Origin of the sequence: Aliidiomarina sanyensis, from assembly GCF_003987175.1 — a bacterium.
Taxonomy (GTDB): domain Bacteria; phylum Pseudomonadota; class Gammaproteobacteria; order Enterobacterales; family Alteromonadaceae; genus Aliidiomarina; species Aliidiomarina sanyensis.
Genome location: NZ_PIPM01000010.1, coordinates 54,995 through 72,308 on the forward strand (window position 1 = coordinate 54,995; position 17,314 = coordinate 72,308).

At 51.1% G+C, this 17,314-nt stretch carries 14 protein-coding genes and 1 tRNA gene; 13 read left to right on the plus strand and 2 right to left on the minus strand.

The genetic code is table 11. The features are described 5' to 3' along the window. The first annotated feature begins 32 nt into the window (after window positions 1-32). Complete coding sequence (locus tag CWE11_RS09450) at window positions 33-923, plus strand: ABC transporter ATP-binding protein (protein ID WP_241971768.1); 891 nt, start codon at window positions 33-35, stop codon at window positions 921-923. After that, entirely contained in the window at window positions 920-1,927 is a 1,008-nt protein-coding gene (locus tag CWE11_RS09455; protein WP_241971769.1) for an ABC transporter permease, read from the plus strand. Before CWE11_RS09450 ends, CWE11_RS09455 begins: the two co-directional genes overlap by 4 nt. A 104-nt stretch (window positions 1,928-2,031) precedes the next feature. On the opposite strand, the gene metK is transcribed toward CWE11_RS09455, so the two are convergent. Beyond that, window positions 2,032-3,177: a methionine adenosyltransferase gene (metK, locus tag CWE11_RS09460; protein ID WP_126777373.1), complete on the minus strand. Its 1,146-nt coding sequence runs from the start codon at window positions 3,175-3,177 to the stop codon at window positions 2,032-2,034. A gap of 245 nt (window positions 3,178-3,422) precedes the next feature. Here metK and tkt point away from each other — a divergent pair, with 245 nt between their 5' ends. The 11 genes from tkt (at window position 3,423) to CWE11_RS09515 (ending at window position 16,414) form a co-directional block, all read left to right on the plus strand. Continuing rightward, complete coding sequence (gene tkt / locus CWE11_RS09465; RefSeq protein WP_126777374.1) at window positions 3,423-5,414, plus strand: transketolase; 1,992 nt, start codon at window positions 3,423-3,425, stop codon at window positions 5,412-5,414. Between the two features lie 13 nt (window positions 5,415-5,427). After that, window positions 5,428-6,471, plus strand: coding sequence for an erythrose-4-phosphate dehydrogenase (epd, locus tag CWE11_RS09470; RefSeq protein ID WP_241971770.1), 1,044 nt, complete (start codon window positions 5,428-5,430; stop codon window positions 6,469-6,471). 35 nt (window positions 6,472-6,506) lie between these two features. After that, a complete protein-coding gene (locus CWE11_RS09475) occupies window positions 6,507-7,691 on the plus strand; it encodes a phosphoglycerate kinase (protein WP_126777376.1) in 1,185 nt (394 codons plus the stop codon). Between the two features lie 88 nt (window positions 7,692-7,779). Next, window positions 7,780-8,844: a class II fructose-bisphosphate aldolase gene (fba, locus tag CWE11_RS09480; protein ID WP_126777377.1), complete on the plus strand. Its 1,065-nt coding sequence runs from the start codon at window positions 7,780-7,782 to the stop codon at window positions 8,842-8,844. 193 nt (window positions 8,845-9,037) lie between these two features. After that, entirely contained in the window at window positions 9,038-9,790 is a 753-nt protein-coding gene (locus CWE11_RS09485) for a DUF481 domain-containing protein (RefSeq protein ID WP_241971771.1), read from the plus strand. An 87-nt stretch (window positions 9,791-9,877) separates the two neighbouring features. Further along, window positions 9,878-10,912, plus strand: a complete 1,035-nt coding sequence (queA, locus tag CWE11_RS09490; protein ID WP_126777378.1) for a tRNA preQ1(34) S-adenosylmethionine ribosyltransferase-isomerase QueA — start codon at window positions 9,878-9,880, stop codon at window positions 10,910-10,912. Window positions 10,913-10,933: 21 nt separating this feature from the next. After that, on the plus strand, window positions 10,934-12,049 hold the full coding sequence (gene tgt / locus CWE11_RS09495) for a tRNA guanosine(34) transglycosylase Tgt (RefSeq protein WP_126777379.1): 1,116 nt from the start codon (window positions 10,934-10,936) through the stop codon (window positions 12,047-12,049). Between the two features lie 117 nt (window positions 12,050-12,166). Beyond that, window positions 12,167-12,382, plus strand: coding sequence for a 30S ribosomal protein S21 (gene rpsU / locus CWE11_RS09500; RefSeq protein WP_072154847.1), 216 nt, complete (start codon window positions 12,167-12,169; stop codon window positions 12,380-12,382). A gap of 128 nt (window positions 12,383-12,510) precedes the next feature. Further along, window positions 12,511-14,259: a DNA primase gene (gene dnaG, locus CWE11_RS09505; RefSeq protein WP_126777380.1), complete on the plus strand. Its 1,749-nt coding sequence runs from the start codon at window positions 12,511-12,513 to the stop codon at window positions 14,257-14,259. Window positions 14,260-14,391: 132 nt separating this feature from the next. Continuing rightward, on the plus strand, window positions 14,392-16,236 hold the full coding sequence (gene rpoD / locus CWE11_RS09510) for an RNA polymerase sigma factor RpoD (protein ID WP_126777381.1): 1,845 nt from the start codon (window positions 14,392-14,394) through the stop codon (window positions 16,234-16,236). A 102-nt stretch (window positions 16,237-16,338) separates the two neighbouring features. Beyond that, window positions 16,339-16,414 (plus strand) — tRNA-Ile (locus tag CWE11_RS09515). Window positions 16,415-16,479: 65 nt separating this feature from the next. Here the strand turns inward: CWE11_RS09515 and CWE11_RS09520 are convergent. Continuing rightward, the gene (locus CWE11_RS09520) at window positions 16,480-17,217 is read right to left on the minus strand and encodes an EAL domain-containing protein (protein WP_275540963.1); all 738 of its coding nucleotides are present in this window, start codon (window positions 17,215-17,217) and stop codon (window positions 16,480-16,482) included. Window positions 17,218-17,314: the final 97 nt, after the last annotated feature.

Genomic DNA, 17,314 nt, shown 5'->3' on the forward strand with positions numbered 1-17,314 from the left:
GCACACGAGTCAGACAATCAAGGACCTTTATTGTGGGTGAATCTATTTTAACAACCCGAGGATTGACCAAAATCTATAACGGGATTGCGGTCGTGGATCAGCTCGATCTCGATATTCCTGCAGGGATTTGCTTTGGACTATTAGGCCCAAATGGTGCCGGCAAGACCACCACGATTGAAATGCTCGAAGGCATTTTAAAGCCAGATGGCGGTGAGATTTATTATCAGGGTGCACCTGTCGGTACCGGGTTTTATCAAAAAGTAGGTATTCAATTTCAGCACACGGCGCTGCCCGACTTCTTGAAGGTTAGTGATGTGCTAAATCTGTTCTCACGTTTCTATGATGCACCGTTGCCGCGTGATGAATTGATTGCATGGTGTAGTTTGGAGGATTTGCTAGACCGCGATCATCGCAAGCTCTCTGGTGGACAAAAGCAACGCTTGCTCCTTGCATTGGCTCTAATGAACGATCCAGATTTACTGTTTCTCGATGAGCCAACCACCGGTCTGGATCCTCAAGCGCGTCGAAATTTTTGGGAGTTAGTCCGCTCGGTGCGGAGCCGAGGGAAAACGGTTCTGCTCACCACACACTACATGGATGAAGCCGAGCAACTGTGTGACCAGATCGCAGTGCTGGATAAGGGCACTATTATTGCTGAAGGAGCACCGCGTGCATTGCTCAATCAACATTTCCATGGTGCGCTGATTCGAATTCCGGTGGGGAATTTTCAGGGTGATTTGCCTGAGTTCTTTGCCCATGCTGAGTTGCAAGGAGATTTCCTCCAGCTGCAGGCCACTGAAGTCGATAGTACGCTCGGTGAGCTCATGCAAGCCGGGATTCCACTCACAGGCCTTCAAGTGGAGTCTGCTAATTTAGACGATCTCTTTTTGAAATTAACCGGCCATGAGCTACGAGGTGAATGATGTTCTGGAAACGTTTTTACGGCGTACTTACGGCTCGGAACCTTGAGTTCTGGCGAGATAAAGAGGCGCTCAGTTGGAATTTAATTTTCCCATTGGTGTTGGTGGTTGCGTTCGCCTTTCTATTTGATAGTGATGATCGCACCTTGTTGCGCGTTGGGGTGGTGGGTGCTGAGCAGGTCGAAGAATTGCAGACCCTCGGTTACGTCAATCAAATCCCCTATGATGATCTCAGTCACGCCAAACGACGCTTAGAGCAGCATCAGCTGGATCTAGTGGTGTCACCGATGCAAGGTGCCTATTGGTATAACGCCCAATCGAGCGGCAGTGCATTGGCAGCAGAATTATTCCTGGCGCGTACTGTGGATTATCAGGCGGAGCAGGTGGAAGGCCAAGCGTTGCGCTACGTGGATTGGGTGTTACCGGGCATCCTCGCCATGAATATGATGTTTAGCTGTCTTTACGGTGTGGGGTACGTCATCGTGCGCTATCGCAAGAACTCGGTATTAAAACGGATGCAAGCCACACCGTTGTCCGCTTTTGAGTTTTTGTTAGCACAAGTGGTCAGCCGAATTTGGCTCGTGATGGCGACGTTGGTGGTGGTGTATCTGATATGTCATGCCATTTTTAACTTTGTCATGGAGGGCAGTTATTGGCTGCTCTTATTGTTGGGCCTCATTGGTTCCGTATGTATTGCTGCATTGGGCCTGATGGTCGCCTCTCGCACGCGCAGTGAAGAGCTTTCAAGGGGCTTACTCGATTTCATTTCGTGGCCTATGCTGCTGCTTTCTGGGGTTTGGTTTTCCCTTGATGGCTCGCCGATTTGGGTGCAGCAACTCGCGCAGATTTTCCCATTGACTCATTTGATTGATGCGGCACGTGCGGTCATGTTTGATGGCGCGGGACTTGCGGCGGTCTTACCGGAGATCGGCATTCTCTTGCTGATGACGTTGGTCTTCCTCGGAGTGGGCGCTTACTTATTCCGCTGGACTGGAGATGGTCGATAGCGTGGTTTGCGACAGCGTGAGGCATGCATAAAAAAAGGCCAACTCAATAAACAAATCTGCGTTGGCCTTTTTGCAAACTGGCTTTACTTTAGTGGGGCGCGGTTTTAGCTCAGTGAAGCCTGAATTGCCTCCACTTTATCGGTGCGCTCCCATGGGAACTCGTCCCGGCCGAAATGGCCGTACGCTGCAGTCGGCAAGTAAATGGGTCGCTCAAGGTTGAGCATTTGCAAAATGCCATACGGGCGCAAGTCAAAATGCTCGCGCACGATACGAATCAAGGTTTCTTCGTCGTACTGGCTCGTTCCGAAGGTTTCGATGGAAATCGAAGTTGGTTCAGCTACACCGATCGCGTAAGAAACTTGCAGCTCAAGACGTTCCGCCAAACCAGCCGCGACGAGGTTCTTGGCCACATAACGCGCTGCATAGGCGGCACTGCGGTCAACTTTTGATGGATCTTTTCCAGAAAAAGCACCCCCACCATGACGCGCCATCCCGCCGTAGGTATCGACAATAATTTTACGTCCCGTAAGGCCGCAATCTCCCATGGGACCACCAATGACAAAGCGACCCGTTGGGTTGATGTGGATTTGGGTTGCCTTGGTCAACCATTCCTCCGGTAAGACCGGCTTGATAATGGTTTCCATCACATCTTGACGCAATTGCTCAAGAGAAATTTCCGGCGCGTGTTGCGTTGAGAGTACGATGGCATCGATTCCAACCGGCTTGCCATCTTCATAGATAAAGGTGAGTTGGCTTTTGGCATCCGGACGCAACCACGGCAGCTCGCCACGACGCACTTCGGCCTGACGTTGCACAAGCTTGTGTGCATACATAATCGGTGCCGGCATCAGCGCTTCGGTTTCGTTTGTGGCATAACCAAACATTAACCCTTGGTCGCCGGCTCCTTGATCTTCTGGACGCTCACGATCAACACCTTGGTTGATATCGGGGGATTGTTTCCCAATGGCGTTGAGAACCGCACAACTGTCGGCATCGAACCCCATGTCAGAGTGGGTATAACCAATTTTACGGACGGTATTTCGGGTCAGTTCTTCGATATCAACCCACGCATTGGTGTTGATCTCTCCACCGACCAAAACCATGCCGGTTTTGACGTAGGTTTCGCAAGCGACACGCGCCCGCGGATCTTGTTCAAGAATCGCGTCGAGGACCGCATCGGAAATTTGGTCGGCAATTTTATCAGGATGTCCCTCTGAGACAGATTCGGAAGTAAACAAGTGTCGTGCCATAATTTTTTCAACTCGCAAATAAAAGAAAGACCGGTTTTTGCCGGCACTTTTAGGATTGGGGCAGAGTGTACCCGAAACTCAATTCAATATCTAGTTTAGACGTCTATCTGTCTAAACGTTTTTATTTTGTTGCACATCAGCGGCCACAGGTATTTGCCTGTCATGGCTGAATGATGGACAATACGCGCGCTAGGGGTTTACGTGCCCACCCGTCTAAATGATCATCGAACTGTGAGGAGCCACTGATGTCAGATCGCCGTTATCTCGCCAACGCAACTCGTGCATTAAGCATGGATGCTGTCCAGAAAGCCAAGTCGGGTCATCCCGGCGCTCCAATGGGAATGGCGGATATCGCCGAGGTGTTGTGGCGTGACTATATGTCGCACAATCCAGTGAACCCCACCTGGGCGAATCGCGATCGCTTCGTCTTATCGAATGGGCATGGTTCGATGCTAATTTACTCATTGCTGCACCTGACAGGCTATGCGGTGAGCATTGAGGATCTTAAGAATTTCCGTCAACTGCATAGTAAAACGCCGGGCCACCCAGAGTATGGGTACACGCCGGGCGTTGAAACCACGACAGGCCCATTGGGTCAGGGGGTTTCGAATGCAGTTGGGATGGCCATTGCGGAAAAAGTATTGGCCGCACAATTTAACCAACCGAACTTTCCGATCGTCGACCATTACACTTATACCTTCTTGGGCGATGGCTGTCTGATGGAAGGGATTTCTCATGAAGTCTGTTCACTGGCGGGCACTCTGGGCCTTGGCAAACTGATTGCGTTTTATGACGACAACGGTATTTCGATTGATGGTGAAGTGGAAGGATGGTTTACCGACGATACGGTTAAGCGCTTCGAGTCGTACGGCTGGCAGGTGATTGCTGATGTGGACGGCCACGACAGCGAAGCAGTGCGCGCTGCAATTGAGAGTGCGCGTGCGGATACGACACGGCCGACCCTCATTTGTTGCAAAACCGTCATTGGCTTCGGAGCGCCAAACAAGCAGGGCACCGAGAGCTGCCACGGCGCACCACTTGGGGATGATGAAATCGCTGCAACCCGGGAAGCCCTAGGCTGGTCCCATGGGCCATTTGAGGTTCCAGAAGACGTTTATGCTGCTTGGTCAGCGCAAGAGCGTGGTAACCAAGCCGAGCACGCCTGGAATGATTTATTTGCAGCTTACGCCGATGCCCACCCTGAACTTGCCGCTGAGTTCAAGCGCCGAATGGCCGGTGAGTTACCGAAGAATTGGGCGGCCGATGCCCAAGCGTATGTCGAAAAATTGCAAGCAAACCCAGAAAAAGTGGCAACCCGCAAAGCGTCACAGAACGCATTAAATGCCTTCGGGCCGCTACTGCCTGAATTGCTCGGTGGCTCAGCGGATCTTGCGGGTTCCAATCTCACCATTTGGAAAGACTCCAAACCCCTGACCCATGATGATGCGAGTGGAAACTACATTTTCTATGGCGTGCGTGAGTTCGGGATGTCAGCCATTATGAACGGCATTCAGCTGCACGGTGGCTTCCGTCCATACGGTGCAACCTTCTTAATGTTTATGGAATACGCCCGCAATGCGGTGCGAATGGCTGCCTTGATGAAGCAGCCTGTCATTCATGTCTACACCCATGACTCCATTGGTTTGGGGGAAGACGGCCCGACGCATCAGCCAGTGGAGCAGTTAGCAAACCTCCGTCTGACACCCAATATCCAAACCTGGCGCCCGTGCGACCAAGTGGAATCGGCTGTCGCATGGCAAGCTGCGGTCGAGCGGACCGACGGTCCAACATGTTTGATTTTTACCCGTCAGGGTGTGGCGCAAATGGCCCGAAATAAAGACCAGCTCGCAAATGTGCGTAAAGGTGGTTATGTCTTGAAGGACTTTGGAAGCGATCCGCAATTGATTCTGATCGCCACCGGCTCAGAGGTAGAGCTGGCGATGAAGGCCGCGGAAGCTTTACACGCAGAGGGGCAGACCGTGCGTGTGGTCTCAATGCCTTCCACCTGCGTATTTGACCAACAAGATAAAGCCTATCGTGACTCCGTGCTACCACCACAGGTACGTCGCCGGGTTGCGATCGAAGCGGGTATTGCCGATTTCTGGCACAAGTACACGGGCTTTGAAGGGGCAGTGGTCGGTATGACGAGCTTTGGTGAGTCGGCACCGGCGGATGAACTGTTTGCACACTTCGGCTTCACGGTCGACAACGTCGTGGCAACCGCCAAGGCACTTTGATAGGAGAAGTTCTTTGAACGCAGCGCAGTATTCGAACCCGAGAATTCGGGTTGCCATTAATGGATTTGGCCGAATTGGCCGTTCTGTGCTGCGCGCTTGGGTTGAGTCTGGCTGGTATCAGCATATCGATATCGTTGCCATCAATGAGCCGGCCACCATTGAAGGAATGGCGCATTTGCTGCAGTACGACTCCACGCATGGACGATTTGCTGCTGAGGTGCGGGTCCGGGATCAGATGCTTTGTATCGGTGAAGCCACGATTCAAGTGCTGCACCGAACTGAAATTCACGATCTGCCTTGGCACGCACTCGATATTGATGTGGTATTGGAATGTTCTGGGGTCTTCGGTGCGCGAAGCGATGGTGAAGCGCATCTTGCCGCTGGAGCCAAGCGAGTGCTTTTCTCGCATCCTGCATCGCCTGATGTGGATTTCACGTTGATTCAAGGGATCAACCACGCAGAACTCACGGCAGAGCATCGAATTATCTCGAACGGCTCCTGCACGACCAACTGTATTGTGCCGGTCATTAAAGTGCTCGATGACGCATTCGGTGTTGATAGCGGCACCATTACGACAATCCATTCGTCGATGAATGACCAACAAGTGATCGATGCATATCATGACAATCTGCGTTTGGCGCGCGCAGCATCGCAAAGTATTATCCCCGTCGATACGCGTTTGGCGCGCGGAATCGAACGGATACTTCCAAAGTTTGCTGGCCGCTTTGAAGCCATTGCGGTGCGCGTCCCGACCACAAATGTGACGGCCATGGATTTAAGTGTCACACTCACCAGCAACGTTGATATTGCAACGGTGAATGCGGCGTTGCAGGCCGCGAGCCAACGTATTCTTCCCGGTATTCTTGGATATACTGAGTTGCCATTGGTTTCGTCGGATTTTAATCACGACCCTCGCTCTGCCATAGTGGATGGGACCCAGACTCGGGTGAGTCATCGCCAGCTCGTTAAAGTACTCGCATGGTGCGACAACGAGTGGGGTTTTGCGAATCGAATGTTAGAAAGCACGGCAGGCATTGGTGCCGTGCTTTCACACTAAATATATTTTTAAGCGCGTCAGAAAGGAAACGTACCATGACCATTAAAATGATGACCGATTTTGATCTTCGCGGGAAACGCGTCCTGATCCGTGAGGACCTCAACGTCCCCGTGCAGGCAGGAAAAGTAACCTCAGATGCCCGCTTGCGTGCAGCGCTCCCAACACTGCAAAGTGCCTTGGAACAAGGAGCAAAGGTCATGGTCATGTCGCACCTTGGACGCCCTGAAGAAGGGCAGTACGACGAAGCATACTCCATGGCCCCGGTCGTGAAGTACCTAGCAGAAGCGTTATCATTCCCGGTGCGCCTTGAATCCAATTACCTCGACGGTGTCGAAGTAGCGGGAGGCGAGCTGGTGGTGTTCGAAAACGTACGCTTTAACGTCGGTGAGAAGAAGAATGATCCCAGTCTTGCTAAAAAATTAGCTGCACTGTGTGACATCTTCGTCATGGATGCGTTTGGTACTGCCCATCGAGCGCAAGCATCGACTTACGGCGTAGCTCAGTATGCGCCGGTTGCCTGTGCTGGGCCACTGCTCGCAGCGGAGCTCGAAGCGCTCGAGAAAGCGTTAGAGAATCCGAAGCGCCCCTTGGTAGCGATCGTCGGTGGCTCCAAGGTATCGACCAAGCTTACAGTCTTAAACTCGTTGGTGCGCAAAGTCGACCAGTTGATTGTCGGTGGCGGGATTGCCAATACTTTTATCGCAGCGGCGGGGCATGATGTCGCCAAGTCACTATATGAACCGGATTTAGTGAGTGAAGCGTCCCGTTTGTTCGAGTCGTCGAAAACACGTGGCGCAACGATTCCGGTTCCAACCGATGTGGTGGTTGGTGATCGTTTCAGTGAAGATGCGACAGCGAGTATTAAGTCCGTTTCAGACGTCAGCGGAGATGATCAAATCTTTGATGTGGGTCCTGAAACTGCAAAAGCACTTGCAAAGATGCTTGAAAATGCCGGTACCATTGTTTGGAATGGCCCTGTTGGGGTGTTTGAGTTTGACCAGTTTGGCGAGGGGACACGGCTCTTAGCGGAAGCGATCGCCAACAGCAACGCATTTTCAATCGCTGGCGGTGGTGATACGCTAGCAGCAATCGACAAGTACGGAATTGCTGACAAAATTTCCTATATTTCGACCGGTGGCGGTGCATTCCTTGAGTTTTTGGAAGGCAAAAAACTACCCGCGGTCTCTATTTTAGAAGCCCGGGGCAGCGAAGCGCATTAAGCGGTCTGGGTGGGGTGCAGGCACACCCTGTGATTACTGAGTTATACAAGAGATTGAAATACACAAGAGAAAGATAAGGAGTTCTCCCATGGCATTAATTTCCATGCGTCAAATGCTCGATCATGCAGCAGAGTTCGGCTACGGAGTGCCGGCATTTAATGTAAACAACCTCGAGCAAATGCGCGCGATTATGATGGCGGCTGACGAAACCGATAGCCCGGTCATTGTGCAGGCCTCGGCTGGCGCGCGAAAGTACGCAGGAGCGCCATTTTTGCGTCACCTTATTTTAGCGGCGATCGAAGAGTGGCCGCATATTCCCGTGGTGATGCACCAAGATCACGGGACCTCTCCCGCCGTGTGCCAACGTTCCATCCAGTTGGGCTTCAGCTCAGTCATGATGGATGGCTCATTGCGTGAAGATGGCAAAACACCGGCGGACTATGACTACAATGTAGACGTCACCCGCAAAGTAGTTGAGATGGCCCACGCGTGTGGTGTTTCGGTTGAGGGTGAACTCGGTTGTCTTGGCTCACTTGAGACAGGTCAGGCAGGTGAAGAGGATGGTGTAGGTGCTGAAGGTACCTTGAGCCACGATCAGCTTCTGACCGATCCAGAGGAAGCGGCGGATTTTGTGAAAGCAACCCAAGTGGACGCGCTTGCAATTGCGTGTGGTACGTCACACGGTGCTTACAAGTTTACCCGTCCGCCAACGGGCGATATTCTGGATATTAACCGAATTAAAGAAATTCATGCGCGTATCCCAAACACACACTTGGTAATGCATGGTTCTTCATCGGTTCCTCAAGAGTGGCTTGCCATCATTAATGAATTCGGTGGGGATATCCCAGAGACTTACGGTGTTCCGGTTGAGCAAATCCAAGAGGGGATTCGCCACGGTGTTCGCAAGGTCAACATCGATACCGACTTGCGTCTTGCATCGACCGGTGCAATTCGTCGCTACCTCGATAAAAACAAGGCTGAGTTTGATCCACGCAAATATCTGCAAGAGTCGACCAAAGCCATGTACGAGATCTGTAAAGCGCGTTATGAAGCATTTGGTACTGCGGGCAATGCAAGCAAGATCAAGCCGATCTCCCTCGAGGAGATGTTCGTGAAGTACGAAAAAGGTTTGTTGCACGCCACAGTTAAGTAATTGGAATGACGACCGATAATCAGACCACCGGCGTGTAAATGTCGGTGGTTTTTTGCTTTTTGGGTACGAAACCCTTTAAAAATTCGGTAAAATGCATACGATTCGGCAAAATAAAGATAATTCTCAGGGGGCCCTGGTGCTTAGACACGCGTGCAAAAATCGGCTTGGACTTGCGATCGCAGGTGCTTTTTTGATGGCGAGCGGAAGCGCATCTGCATCGACGTTTATGTTCGATGACATTCAGGATGTCGATCCCGCCAAACAAGACGGAAGATGGCGAGCGAGTGCTGAGGTGGGCGTTCTGATCCGCTCAGGAAACACGGATTCTCGGTCTTGGAAAGGTAAGATTGACTTACAACGGGACACCTTGATGTGGCGTCACCGGGGCATCATTGATTATTACCGCCAAGAGCGAAAAACCTTTGAAGGTGAGACCGTCACCGATGCGGACCGCTTGTTCCTCTCCGGCCAGTCGAACCGAAAGTTTGAGGCGCTTAGTCACTCCTCGTTCTTTGTGTATGGCTCCTATGAGGACGATGCGTTAAACAGTTTTGAATACCAGTCTACCATTGCCGGTGGTTTTGGTACGCGGTATGTGTTCAATGACGACATGTTCGCTGACTTCGAAATCGGTCCGGGTGTCTCGTTCGACAAACGGCGTGATACGGGCGAAACCGATACAGACCTCATCGTTCGTCTGGCAACGAACTTTGATTGGCAGATCAGTGAGACATCGCGTTTTACCCAGCTGATTTCCACGGAGATTGGCGATGATAACACCCGTTCACGGGCGGTAAGTGCGCTGACCGCAAACTTGAACTCGCGTTTAGCGCTGCGTTTGTCGCTGACGCTGACGCACAACACCACTGTATTTGAACAACCCAATGGTCGGATTCCAGAGAAGTTGGATACCGAAACTGCAGTCACGATTGTGTACACATTCTAATTGAGCGGGCAAGCGGACGCTTGCCCTCGCTTAAGAAGCTTGAAGACCAATCCCTACGTTCGTGTAAGGAACGAGGACATTCCATCCATGAAGAAGTCTGATTTTTACTTTGATCTTCCTGATCATCTGATTGCCCGTTACCCTCAACCTGATCGCAGTAGCAGTCGCTTGCTTACCCTTGACGGGGAAAGCGGTGCGATTGGTCATCGAGGGTTTCGTGATCTCCCAAGTTTGCTCGCCCCCGGCGACCTGTTGGTATTTAACGATACGCGTGTCATTCCTGCCAGACTCCTTGGGCAGAAAGTGTCGGGTGGAAAAATCGAAGTGTTGGTCGAACGCATTCTCGATCAGCATCGCGTGCTGGCGCATGTTCGCAGCAATCGTTCGCCCAAAAACGGCGCCCAATTGCTCCTTGAAGGTGCTGTGCATGCAGAAGTCGTAGGGCGTGTTGAGGCGTTGTTTGAAATTGCTTTTGATCCTGCCAAGACGGTTCTCGAGTGGCTTGACGCCTACGGCCATATGCCGTTGCCTCCTTATATAGACCGTCCTGATGAACAAAGTGACCGGGAACGCTATCAAACGGTCTATAGCAAGAAGCCTGGCGCTGTAGCAGCACCAACCGCAGGACTTCATTTCGATGACTCCGTGATGCAGGCGCTTGCGGATAAAGGTATCGAGACGGCATACGTCACACTGCATGTTGGGGCCGGCACGTTTCAACCTGTGCGTACTGAAAACATTCTCGAACATAAAATGCACAGTGAGTATGCAGAGGTCTCCGAAGCGGTGGTCGATGCGGTCGCCACGTGCAAAGCTCGTGGTGGCCGCGTGATTGCAGTGGGTACCACATCGGTCCGGTCGCTTGAGTCCGCAGCACATTTTAATGGGGGCACCCTTGCGCCTTACACGGCCGAGACGGATATCTTTATTTATCCGGGATATCGCTTCCACGTTGTGGATGCCATGGTCACCAATTTCCATTTACCCGAGTCAACGCTGATCATGTTGATTTCTGCGTTTGCCGGGAAATCCGAAGTTATGCAGGCCTATCAGGCTGCAATTCAGGAAGAATATCGCTTTTTCAGCTATGGTGATGCGATGTTTATTACTCGCAAACCGTGATGATGCTTAACAGGTTAATCCATGAAATTTGAATTAAAGAAAACGATTGGGAAAGCGCGCCGAGGACAACTTCAGTTTGACCGTGGCGTGGTTGATACCCCTGCATTTATGCCAGTCGGAACCTTGGGGACCGTGAAAGGCATGACGCCCGAAGAGCTCAAGGACACAGGGGCGCAAATTTGTTTGGGAAATACCTTTCACCTGATGTTGCGTCCGGGAACCTCGATTGTTCAACAACATGGGGACTTGCATGATTTCATGCATTGGGACAAACCGATCTTAACGGATTCGGGTGGTTTCCAAGTCTTTAGTTTGGGTGATTTACGGAAAATCTCGGAAGAAGGTGTCACATTCCGCTCACCGATCAATGGGGAGAAAATTCTTCTCACCCCCGAGAAATCAATGGAAGTACAGCGTGAACTCGGTTCTGACATCGTGATGATTTTCGATGAGTGCACGCCGTACCCCGCAACCGAGAAACAAGCAGAAGATTCCATGCAGCTCTCATTGCGTTGGGCTGAGCGATCGAAGACGGCGCATGGTGACAGTTCAGCGGCTTTGTTTGGCATCATTCAAGGCGGTATGTATGAGCATCTGCGTGATGTTTCATTAGCTGGGCTGACAGAGATTGGCTTTGATGGTTATGCCATTGGCGGGCTCTCAGTCGGCGAGCCAAAAGAAGATATGATGCGAATTCTCGACCATACCGCACCGAAGATGCCAGCGGACAAACCGCGCTATTTGATGGGTGTCGGCAAGCCTGAGGACCTCGTTGAGGCGGTGCGTCGCGGAATTGATATGTTCGATTGCGTTATGCCGACGCGGAATGCACGAAATGGACACTTGTTTACCTCCGAAGGAGTGATTAAAATCCGCAACGCGCGACACCGGACCGACACGGCTCCGCTGGACCCTGAGTGCGATTGCTACACCTGCAAAAATTACTCGCGCGCCTATTTACATCATTTGGATCGCTGTAACGAGATCCTTGGTGCCCGGTTGAACACCATCCACAACCTGCACTTCTATCAAACATTGATGAAGGGCATGCGGGATGCGATCGAAAACGATCAATTTGATCAATTTGTGGCGGACTTTTATGCCAAACGGGGAGAATCCGTGCCACCTTTAGATTGAATTAATTGATCTTAGGCTTTACATGGGGCTGTCCTTTGTTTAAAATTCAGCACCAATTTTGTCCGGCTGGGTTATTTGAAGACCCGCAACTAACGAATTTTTTGAGGTGAGAGGCTAATGCCAGCAGTTAAATTGAAAGAAAACGAGCCATTTGACGTCGCCCTGCGCCGTTTCAAGCGTTCTTGCGAAAAAGCGGGAGTTTTGTCTGAAGTTCGTAGCCGCGAATTTTACGAGAAACCAACCTCTGAGCGTAAGCGCAAGAAAGCAGCAGCAGTGAAGCGTCACGCGAAGAAACTGGCTCGCGAAAACGCTCGTCGCACTCGCCTGTATTAATCAGTGTGCGGCCGCGAAGCCGCGCCTGACTTGTGTTCCGCGTAGGAATGCACAAAAACCGTGCTCAGCACGGTTTTTTTGTTGGAAATCCGCTTTTTATTGCACCCTGAGCAGAGTACATTAACAGCATGGCTGGATTAATCCCTCGCGATTTCATTCAAGATTTAGTGGCCCGCGCTGATATTGTCAGTGTGGTCGAAAGCCGTGTGCGTCTAAAAAAAGCAGGCCGTAATTATCAAGCCTGTTGCCCCTTTCATAATGAAAAGTCTCCGTCGTTTACTGTGGCACCCGATAAACAGTTCTATCACTGCTTCGGTTGTGGCGCGCACGGGAACGCACTTGATTTCATCATGGAATATGATGGGCTCGAGTTTCCAGATGCGGTTGAAGAACTGGCCTCTAGCATGGGAATGGAAGTCCCCCGCGAGCAACGAGCAGGGAGTGGCAAACCAGCGCGTGCTAAAGCGGAGATTGAAGATGATTTTCAATTGATGGAGCGGTGTGCGAAGTTCTTTGCGAATCAATTGAAAACTTCGCCGGAACGCGAACGCGTCATTGGTTATCTTAAAAACCGAGGATTGAGCGGCGAGGTAGTACGTGACTTTGGGATTGGATATGCCCCAGAAGCTTGGGATGCAATTCTCAAAGAGTTCGGCGGGACCAAAGAGCGTCAACAACAGCTCCTCGCGTTGAAAATGATCACCGAGAATGATCGAGGCAAACGGTTTGATTTTTTTCGAGACCGCATCATGTTCCCGATTCGCGATCGGCGCGGACGCGTGGTTGGTTTTGGTGGACGAGTGCTCGACAAAGGCGAACCGAAGTATCTGAACTCGCCAGAAACACGTTTATTCCATAAAGGTCGTGAGCTGTACGGGTTTTATGAAATGAAGCAACACCACCGTGAGCTTGAGCGTGTCATCATCGTGGAAGGCTATATGGATGTTGTGGCTCTCGCCCAATATGGTGTTACCAATGCAGTTGCAGCCCTAGGGACCGCAGCAACCAGTGATCATCTGCAGTTACTGTTTCGCCAAGCCAAACACGTGGTGTGTTGCTTTGATGGGGACCGTGCGGGGCGCGACGCCGCATGGCGTGCATTAGAAAATGCCTTGCCGTTGTTGCGGGATGGCACCGATCTTCGTTTCTTATTTCTGCCAGATGGGGAAGACCCAGATACCATTGTTCGTGCCGAAGGCGCGGAAGGATTCCAAGCACGGGTGGATAAGGCCCAATCATTTCGGGATTATTTCTTTGAACATATCACCGCTGATCTGGACTTGCGCACTGATGCAGGGAAATCCGCTCTGGTGGCAAACGCACGACCATTGATTGAACGTGTTGCCAGTGATTTCTATCGCGGGTTGTTGATGGAAACTTTGGCGGGCAAGCTCAGCCGGACGGTTCAAGAGATCGAGAAACTTGTCCCTGTGCCGACACAAGTGCGAACCGGCAGTACCGCCGCGAAAGCAAAGCCGTTAAGCCCGATAGCACGTGCAATTGGTTTGTTGGTGCAACATCCCTATCTTGGGCAACTTGTGCCGGTTCATCCTGAGTTAGAAGGCTTGCAGCTTGAAGGGATCAAGGTATTTATGGGACTGCATCGTCAAACGCAAGCAGCTACGCTGACCACTGCACAAGTTTTGGAAGCTTGGCGCGGCACGAAGCACGAACCGCATTTACGTAAATTGGCCAGTTGGGAGCACCAAGTTCTCGAAGAAAACATTGAGCAAGAGTTTCTTGAGACCTTTATGTTTTTAATTGATCGCTACCTCGAACAACGTTACGAAGAGCTCAAAGCACTACCGGCCCATGAAATGAGCAAAGAGCGCTTACACGAGTTAAATGAACTCATCCGCATGATGAAACGTAGCTAAACTAAAGCTCCTGTTGCGCCAACGACCTGTTTAAACACGAAACGTGACTGGTCGAATCGCGCACATTTTGTTATACTGAGCGGTCATTCCGCACGAATCTAAAAAAACGTCTTTACTGAGGTGAACGCCCGTATGCAGACTCGTCAGTCGCAACTTAAATTACTTATTGCGAAAGGGAAAGAGCAAGGTTATTTGACTTTCTCTGAGGTGAACGACCACCTTCCGCAAGATATCGTTGACTCGGATCAGATCGAAGACATCATCCGCATGATCAACGACATGGGGATCACTGTTTATGAAACGGCCCCAGATGCCGACGAGCTGATGATGAGCGAAGACGCTGCCGACGAGGATGCTGCTGAAGAAGCAGCCGCGGCGCTCGCAACCGTTGAAAGCGAAATTGGCCGAACGACCGATCCAGTCCGCATGTACATGCGTGAAATGGGAACTGTCGAGCTGTTGACCCGAGAAGGGGAAATCAGCATCGCCAAGCGCATTGAGGACGGTATCAATCAGGTTCAGTGTTCAGTCGCCGAATACCCCGAGGCAATCAACTTTTTGTTGGAGCAATGGGATGCGTTCGAAGCTGAGCAAATTCGCTTAACTGAAATTATCTCCGGCTTTATTGATCCCAATGAGGTCGATGAAGCGCCGGTGAGCGCGACTCACGTAGGTTCTGAGCTGAGCGAAGAGCAGCTCGAAGATGAAGACGACGATGGCGACGACGATGACGATGACGACAGCGATGACGATTCATCGGATAGCGGCGTTGATCCCGAGCAAGCGCGTGAAAAGTTTGCTGAGCTGCGCGCTCAGTACGAAGCCACGCGCGCGTCTATCAAAGAATTTGGTCGTGAGAACGAAAAAGCGCGAGAAGAAATTGAGAAGCTAAGTGAGCTGTTCAAACAGTTCCGCTTGGTACCGAAGCAGTTCGATCGTCTTGTGAAAGATATGCGCGAGATGATGGACCGCGTGCGGGTTCAAGAGCGCCTGATCATGAAGCTCGCGCTAGAGCAGTCAAAAGTACCTAAGCGCACTTTTGTTCAAGCCTTTGCGGGCCGCGAGACCTCCATGGCATGGTTCGAAGAACTTGTCGAGAAGGGCAGTGGTTATAGCGAAGCATTGGCTGAGCATCGGGAAGAAATTGAGCGTTGCACGGGCAAGTTGCGGACCATCGCTGAAGAAACTGGACTCTCGATTGCCAAAGTAAAAGACATTAATCGTCGGATGTCGATCGGTGAAGCGAAAGCTCGTCGCGCGAAGAAAGAAATGGTTGAAGCCAACTTACGTTTGGTTATTTCGATTGCCAAAAAGTACACCAACCGAGGTTTGCAGTTCTTGGATCTTATTCAAGAGGGCAACATTGGTTTGATGAAGGCGGTCGATAAATTCGAATACCGTCGCGGATATAAGTTTTCGACTTATGCGACCTGGTGGATCCGTCAGGCGATTACCCGTTCGATCGCAGACCAAGCGCGGACGATTCGTATTCCGGTGCACATGATTGAAACCATCAACAAACTCAACCGTATATCGCGCCAGATGTTGCAAGAAATGGGGCGTGAGCCGCAGCCAGAAGAACTCGCAGAGCGCATGAGCATGCCGGAAGACAAGATCCGCAAAGTGCTTAAGATTGCGAAAGAGCCAATCTCAATGGAAACGCCCATTGGTGATGATGAAGATTCGCATTTGGGTGATTTCATTGAAGATACTACGCTGGATCTGCCGGTCGACGCAGCGACGTCTGAGAGCCTGCAGAACGCAGTTCGTGACGTCCTAAGTGGCTTGACCGCGCGGGAAGCGAAAGTACTGCGGATGCGTTTTGGAATTGATATGAACACCGACCACACGCTCGAAGAAGTAGGTAAACAGTTTGATGTTACCCGGGAGCGGATTCGTCAGATCGAAGCCAAAGCATTGCGTAAACTGCGTCACCCGAGTCGCAGCGAGCAGCTGAAAAGCTTCCTTGACGAGTAACAGGTTAAAGACCTTAAGAAAAAGCGCCTACGGGCGCTTTTTTGTTGGGGATGATTTCGTTATACTTGCCGCCGCTTCGCAAGAAGCCCTTTCCTTTTGTGTGGCCCCTTAGCTCAGTGGTTAGAGCAGTCGACTCATAATCGATTGGTCCCCAGTTCGAGTCTGGGAGGGGCCACCATTTTTCCCCTGGCGATAGACCGCAATCGCCCTCGTTTTCATTTCTGAAGCGGATAGGTCATGAAGTTAAGCAGTATCCGGAAGTCTGTTAGAGAGCACGGTGGGGCGTGTGCCCATAACGACCTCAAGGAATTCCTCTGCAGGAACAGGCTTGCTAAAGAAGTATCCTTGGTAGAACTCACAGGCAATACTTTGCAGCCGTGAGAGCTGCATCTCTGTCTCTACACCTTCGGCAACAACACCCATTTCGAGGCGTTTTGCAATTTGGAGAATAGCTTCCACAATAGCCCAGTCTCGCTCATGATCGACCATGACGGCCCGGCGAATAAACGCTTGGTCTATTTTCACTTCATCAAAAGGCAGCAGCGACAAATAGGACAGTGACGAGTAGCCTGTGCCGAAATCATCCATGCTGAAGCGAACCCCAGCGCCCCGAAGAACCTTCATTTTATGGATGGCTTCATCGATATCCTCGAGGACTAAACTCTCGGTCAATTCAAGCTTGATGCAGTGCGGTGGCAGACCGTTTTTCTGAATGGTATGTAAAACTATTTCCGTGAAATCTTGCTGATAGAATTGATTGGCACTGACATTGATACTTAAAGTGAACGCGTGCAATGAGGTTTCCTTTTGCCAGATCGCCAGCTGCCGACAAGACGCTTCTAATACCCAGTTTCCCAGTGGAATAATCAAACCGCTGCGCTCGGCAAGTGGAATAAAGTCAGCAGGCGAAATCATTCCCTTTTCTGGGTGCTTCCAACGAATCAGAGCTTCAGTGTTACCAACGGAGTAAAATTGATCCACTGACAACGGTTTAAAAGTGATCCACCTGAGGCATCATAGCCGCACTTTTCAATATGACAAGGCGGCCTAACATGCTAACTCAGGAGCAACTAGTGGA

What these genes read in the sequence shown, in the direction of transcription:
- rpsU (WP_072154847.1), top strand. Translation starts at nt 12,167, where the DNA reads ATGCCAGCAGTTAAATTGAAAGAAAACGAGCCATTTGACGTCGCCCTG.
- CWE11_RS09475 (WP_126777376.1), top strand. Translation starts at nt 6,507, where the DNA reads ATGACCATTAAAATGATGACCGATTTTGATCTTCGCGGGAAACGCGTC.
- rpoD (WP_126777381.1), top strand. Translation starts at nt 14,392, where the DNA reads ATGCAGACTCGTCAGTCGCAACTTAAATTACTTATTGCGAAAGGGAAA.
- fba (WP_126777377.1), top strand. Translation starts at nt 7,780, where the DNA reads ATGGCATTAATTTCCATGCGTCAAATGCTCGATCATGCAGCAGAGTTC.
- dnaG (WP_126777380.1), top strand. Translation starts at nt 12,511, where the DNA reads ATGGCTGGATTAATCCCTCGCGATTTCATTCAAGATTTAGTGGCCCGC.
- metK (WP_126777373.1), bottom strand. Translation starts at nt 3,177, where the DNA reads ATGGCACGACACTTGTTTACTTCCGAATCTGTCTCAGAGGGACATCCT.
- tkt (WP_126777374.1), top strand. Translation starts at nt 3,423, where the DNA reads ATGTCAGATCGCCGTTATCTCGCCAACGCAACTCGTGCATTAAGCATG.
- CWE11_RS09485 (WP_241971771.1), top strand. Translation starts at nt 9,038, where the DNA reads ATGGCGAGCGGAAGCGCATCTGCATCGACGTTTATGTTCGATGACATT.
- tgt (WP_126777379.1), top strand. Translation starts at nt 10,934, where the DNA reads ATGAAATTTGAATTAAAGAAAACGATTGGGAAAGCGCGCCGAGGACAA.
- CWE11_RS09455 (WP_241971769.1), top strand. Translation starts at nt 920, where the DNA reads ATGATGTTCTGGAAACGTTTTTACGGCGTACTTACGGCTCGGAACCTT.
- queA (WP_126777378.1), top strand. Translation starts at nt 9,878, where the DNA reads ATGAAGAAGTCTGATTTTTACTTTGATCTTCCTGATCATCTGATTGCC.